This is a genomic window from Streptomyces sp. NPDC059142, assembly GCF_042755665.1.
Taxonomy (GTDB): Bacteria; Actinomycetota; Actinomycetes; order Streptomycetales; family Streptomycetaceae; genus Streptomyces.
The window spans coordinates 21,027-26,175 of record NZ_JBHZDA010000073.1 but is presented as its reverse complement, the minus strand read 5'-3'; the positions used below and the strand labels follow the sequence as shown (position 1 = coordinate 26,175).

4 protein-coding genes are annotated in these 5,149 nt (G+C 72.1%); 3 read left to right on the top strand and 1 reads right to left on the bottom strand.

Features of this window, described 5'->3' with window-relative positions; all coding sequences use genetic code 11:
• Positions 1–378 precede the first annotated feature (378 nt).
• Together cimA and ACFXPK_RS23635 are read left to right on the top strand one after the other, a co-directional pair.
• The gene (gene cimA, locus ACFXPK_RS23640; RefSeq protein WP_384993049.1) at positions 379–1,986 is read left to right on the top strand and encodes a citramalate synthase; all 1,608 of its coding nucleotides are present in this window, start codon (positions 379–381) and stop codon (positions 1,984–1,986) included.
• Positions 1,987–2,184: 198 nt separating this feature from the next.
• Positions 2,185–3,537, top strand: a complete 1,353-nt coding sequence (locus ACFXPK_RS23635; RefSeq protein WP_385078346.1) for a hypothetical protein — start codon at positions 2,185–2,187, stop codon at positions 3,535–3,537.
• A gap of 82 nt (positions 3,538–3,619) precedes the next feature.
• Here the strand turns inward: ACFXPK_RS23635 and ACFXPK_RS23630 are convergent, their stop codons facing one another.
• A complete protein-coding gene (locus ACFXPK_RS23630; protein ID WP_384993044.1) occupies positions 3,620–4,237 on the bottom strand; it encodes a YceI family protein in 618 nt (205 codons plus the stop codon).
• A 249-nt stretch (positions 4,238–4,486) separates the two neighbouring features.
• On the opposite strand from ACFXPK_RS23630, the gene ACFXPK_RS23625 reads away from it, so the two are divergent.
• Positions 4,487–4,996, top strand: coding sequence for a hypothetical protein (locus tag ACFXPK_RS23625; RefSeq protein ID WP_384993042.1), 510 nt, complete (start codon positions 4,487–4,489; stop codon positions 4,994–4,996).
• Positions 4,997–5,149 lie beyond the last annotated feature (153 nt).

The following is a 5,149-nucleotide window of genomic DNA, read 5'->3' as shown; positions in this document are numbered from 1 at the left end:
GTGCCGGGTGGCGTGTTGTGTCTCTCGCGGCGCCCCACCCCCCCCCTTGCGAAACACCCCGCGCGTTCCCCCCCCGGGCCCATACAGGCCCTGGCTCCGGCTCGTATCGTGAGACGGGTCTTTCGGGACGGGCGAGACATGCGAAAATCGGCCCGTGCTCTCGTTCGCCATGATTATCGGCAGCAAGCGCGCCGGTCCGCAGTGACCGCCCCGTACCAACCCGTACGGCGCGGCCATCGTGCCTCGGACCCGCGCGCAGACCTCTCGCACCCGCGAGGGGTTTTTTCGTTTTCCGGCCCCACCCCGGCCGGGAGCGAGCGGCACGCGATGATGGAGGCAAGTGGAGCCAGACCTTCCACTCGACAGGAGCAGGACACCATGACCACAGAGTCCACGGCGGCCGACGACAGTTTTCATGTCTTCGACACGACGCTGCGCGACGGTGCGCAGCGCGAGGGCATCAATCTGACCGTCGCCGACAAGCTGGCCATCGCCCGGTATCTGGACGACTTCGGCGTGGGCTTCATCGAGGGCGGCTGGCCCGGCGCCAACCCGCGTGACACCGAGTTCTTCGCGCGCGCCCGCCAGGAGATCGAGTTCCGGCACGCGCAGCTCGTCGCCTTCGGCTCCACCCGCCGCCCCGGAGCCAAGGCCTCCGAGGACCCGCAGGTCAGAGCCCTCGTCGAGTCCGGCGCCCCCGTGGTGACCCTGGTCGCCAAGTCGCACGACCGCCATGTCGAGCTGGCGCTGCGCACCACGCTCGACGAGAACGTCGCGATGATCCGCGACACCGTCTCCTACCTGCGCGAACAGGGCCGCCGCGTCTTCGTCGACTGCGAGCACTTCTTCGACGGCTACCGCGCCAACCCCGAGTACGCCAAGTCCGTGGTCCGCGCCGCCACCGAGGCCGGCGCCGACGTGGTCGTCCTCTGCGACACCAACGGCGGCATGCTGCCCGCACAGATCCAGGCCGTCGTCGCCACCGTCCTCGCCGACACCGGCGCCCGCCTCGGCATCCACGCCCAGGACGACACCGGCTGCGCCGTCGCCAACACCCTTGCCGCCGTCGACGCGGGCGCCACCCATGTCCAGTGCACAGCCAACGGCTACGGCGAGCGCGTCGGCAACGCCAACCTCTTCCCGGTCGTCGCGGCGCTGGAGCTGAAGTACGACCAGCGCGTCCTGCCCGCGGGCTCGCTCGCCGAGATGACCCGGATCTCGCACGCCATCGCCGAGATCGTCAACCTCGCCCCCTCCACCCACCAGCCGTACGTCGGCGTCTCGGCCTTCGCGCACAAGGGCGGGCTCCACGCCTCCGCGATCAAGGTCGACCCCGACCTCTACCAGCACATCGCCCCCGAGCGGGTCGGCAACACCATGCGGATGCTCGTCTCCGACATGGCGGGCCGCGCCTCCGTCGAGCTGAAGGGCAAGGAGCTGGGCATCGACCTCGGCAGCGACCGGGACCTGGTCGGCCGGGTCGTCGGCCGGGTCAAGGAACAGGAGCTGAAGGGGTACACGTACGAGGCCGCCGACGCCTCCTTCGAGCTGATGCTCCGCGCGGAGGTGGAGGGCCGGCCGCGCCAGTACTTCCGTACGGAGTCCTGGCGCGCGATCGTCGAGGACCGCCCCGACGGCACGCACGCCAACGAGGCGACGGTGAAGCTGTGGGCCAAGGGCGAGCGCATCGTCGCCACCGCCGAGGGCAACGGCCCCGTCAACGCGCTGGACCGGGCCATGCGGGCGGGCCTTGAGCGGATCTATCCGCAGCTCGCCAAGTTGGAGCTGGTGGACTACAAGGTCCGCATCCTGGAGGGCAGGCACGGTACGGAGTCCACCACCCGGGTGCTGATCACCACGGGCGACGGCACGGGCGAGTGGTCGACGGTGGGCGTCGGCGAGAACGTGATCGCCGCCTCCTGGCAGGCGCTGGAGGACGCGTACACGTACGGACTGCTCCGCGCCGGGATCGAGCCGGCGGAGTAGCGGACCGGGCGGCGCGGGGCGGTCCGGGCGGCGCGGACCGGGCGAGGCGGTCCGGGCGGCGCGGGGTGGTCCGGGCGAGGCGGACGGGGCGGGGCGGCGGGGCGTGGTGCGCGGGGTGGAAGCCGCCCCGCGCGGTGCTCGCTCACTCCGTCCCTCGCCGCCCGTCCGGTATCGCCCCGCGTCGGGTAGCGTCGACGTATGAGGTCGAGGCTGATTTTCCTGCTGTCCGGACTGCTTCTCGCCCTGTCGGCCGCCGCCTTCGGTGCCGCGCCCGGCGCGCTGGCCGCCACCACGGGCCCCGCCGACGTGGCCGACGCCCTGAAGAAGGGCCCGGTCTATGTGGACCCGGCGGCCAGGGCCCAGCTCTCGGTCGCGCAGGCCGACGCCCTGGCGAAGAAGATCAAGGACGCCGACAAGCCGCTCTTCGTGGCGGTCCTGCCGGACACCGCGCAGTTCCCCGCGGCGAGCGTGCTGCGCACCGTACGGACCGGCACGGGGGTGACGGGGCTGTACGCCATCCGCCTCGGCGGCGGGTTCAACGCGGGCGCCGACCCCTCCGTCCTCTCCCGGCAGGCCGTCTCGAACCTGGTCGCGGGGGTCAAGGCGGGCGGCGCCCCCGTGGACGCCGCCACCCAGCTCTCCGACTTCGTGGACCAGGCGCTCCCGCAGACGCGGGGCCGGGCGCCGGAGTCCTGGGGCGGTGGTTCCGGGGACGGCGCGGGCAGCTCGTCCGCCGGGCTGATCGTGCTCGGCTCGGTGGTCGTGGTGGGCGGCGCGGGCGCCTACGCCGTGGTCCGCAGGAACCGCCGCAGGCAACTGGAGCGCGAGCAGGCGGCCCTGGACAAGCTGCGGGTCGTCGTGGACGAGGACATCACCGCGTTCGGCGAGGAGCTGGACCGGCTCGACTTCCACCCCTCGGAGCCGGGCGCCGACGACGCGATGCGCGGCGACTACGCGCACTCGCTGGACGCCTACGAACAGGCGAAGTCGCTGATGGGCGCGGCCCGGCGCCCCGACGACGTGAGCGGGGTGACCCGGACGCTGGAGGACGGGCGCTTCTCCCTGGCGACGCTCGCCGCGCGCCGGGCGGGCGCCCCGCTGCCGGAGCGCCGTTCGCCCTGCTTCTTCGACCCGCGTCACGGCCCGTCGACCACGGACGCGCAGTGGTCCCCGTCCGGCGGGGCGCGGCGTACGGTGCCGGTCTGCGCGGCGGACGCGGCGCGGCTGGCCGACGGTGAGGACCCGATGACCCGTACGGTCCAGACCGACCAGGGGCCGCGCCCGTACTGGGACGCGGGCCCGGCGTACGGACCGTGGGCGGGCGGCTACTTCGGCGGCGGGCTGCTGCCGGGCCTGCTGGTGGGCACGATGCTCGGCTCGATGATGGCGAGCCCCGCCTACGCCGCCGATCCGGGCGGCGACTACGGATCGGGCTTCGAGGGCGGCGACCAGTCGGGCGCCGACTTCAACCCGGACGACTTCGGGGGCGGTGGCTTCGGCGGCGGAGGGGACTTCGGGGGCGGCGGCGACTTCGGCGGAGGCGGTTTCTGAGGCCCGGCAGGCCTTCCGAGGGCCGCGAGGCCCGGTAGGCCCGTCCCGCCGAGCCCCGTGTCCGCGCCGGTCGTCCGTGGCCTCAGGCGGCCTCGGGGCCCTGCTTGATCGCGGAGATGTCGAAGCCCAGCTTCACCTTGTCGCTGACCATCACACCGCCGGTCTCCAGCGCCGCGTTCCACGTCAGACCCCAGTCGGAGCGCAGGATCGTCGCGCTGCCCTCGAAGCCGACGCGCTCGTTGCCGTAGACGTCGGTGGCGGAGCCGTGGAACTCCAGGTCGATGGAGAGCGGCCGGGTGACGTCCTTGATGGTCAGGTCGCCGGTGATGCGGTACGTCTCCGCGTCGATCCGCTCGGCGGCGGTGGAGCGGAAGGTCATCGCGGGGAACGTCTCGGAGTCGAAGAAGTCGGCGCTGCGGAGGTGACCGTCGCGGTCGGGTGCGCCGGTGTCGATGCTGGCGATCGAGACGTCGATGGACGCCGTGGAGTTCGCCGGGTCGGCGCCGTCCAGGTGGAGCGTGCCCTCGTGCTCCGTGAAGGTGCCGCGCACGTTGGTCACCATGGCGTGGCGCACGGTGAAGCTGATCGTGCTGTGCGCGGGGTCGATGGTGTACGCGCCGGTGAGCGCGGCCAGCGCCGGGTCCGCCTCGATGGTGGCGGTCGGGGCGGAGCTGTCGTTCTTGCGGCCGAAGAGAGCCATGATTCCTCCAGGTACGGGGGTGGAACGAGGTTGTTTAACCTTCAACGAGTGCCACTTTAGACCTATCTCGTTCAAGGTTCAACATATCTCGTTCAGTGTTCAACAACATCTTGATATTCACACGAACGGGCGATGTGAATCCTCTGGCGGACGCGCGTAGATGTCGGGCAGGATCAGCCCCGCACCGCCCTGCTCCACCGCACCGCCTACCCCACGACGTCACGGTCTTCAGCAGGAGGCATTCCCCCCATGAGAATCCGCTCCGTCCTCACCGCGCTCGCCCTGGTCCTGGGCGCCTTCCTCGCCCCCGGCTTCGGGGTGTTCGGCTCCGCCACCGACGCCCAGGCGGCCACGAAGATCACGCACGCGACCGCGTCCTCGATGTTCAACTCGTCCGGCATCGCCTGGGTCTCCAGCGGCGGCTGCTCCAACCGGAACGTCGCGACCTGCACCTCGTTCGACCAGCTCAACCTGGACACCGCCAAGGGAGCGCAGACGCTGAAGAGCGCCACGGGCTGCGCCCTCACCATCACCGGAGGCACGGAGACCGGGCACGCGAGCGGCACGTACTCGCACTGGAACGGCTACAAGCTCGACTTCAGCAAGACGACCTGCGTCACCAACTACATCAAGAACACCTTCACGTACATCGGGGTGCGCGGCGACGGCGCCCCGCAGTGGAAGTCCGGCTCCGGCAACGTCTACGCGGACGAGGGCAACCACTGGGACGTCACGTACTACAACTGCGGCGGCTGCTGACCGCCCCCGCACAGCACGGTGCCCCCCCCCGACCGCCGGCCCCCGGGGGGGGGGGGGGGGCCCCGGGCGCGCCGCGCGGCCGGAGCCCGCCCAGACCCGGCCCCCGGGCGGGGTGGCGGGGGGGGCCCCCCCCCCGAGCCGCCGGGGACCCGG

What these genes read in the sequence shown, in the direction of transcription:
- ACFXPK_RS23635 (WP_385078346.1), top strand. Translation starts at nt 2,185, where the DNA reads ATGAGGTCGAGGCTGATTTTCCTGCTGTCCGGACTGCTTCTCGCCCTG.
- ACFXPK_RS23625 (WP_384993042.1), top strand. Translation starts at nt 4,487, where the DNA reads ATGAGAATCCGCTCCGTCCTCACCGCGCTCGCCCTGGTCCTGGGCGCC.
- ACFXPK_RS23630 (WP_384993044.1), bottom strand. Translation starts at nt 4,237, where the DNA reads ATGGCTCTCTTCGGCCGCAAGAACGACAGCTCCGCCCCGACCGCCACC.
- cimA (WP_384993049.1), top strand. Translation starts at nt 379, where the DNA reads ATGACCACAGAGTCCACGGCGGCCGACGACAGTTTTCATGTCTTCGAC.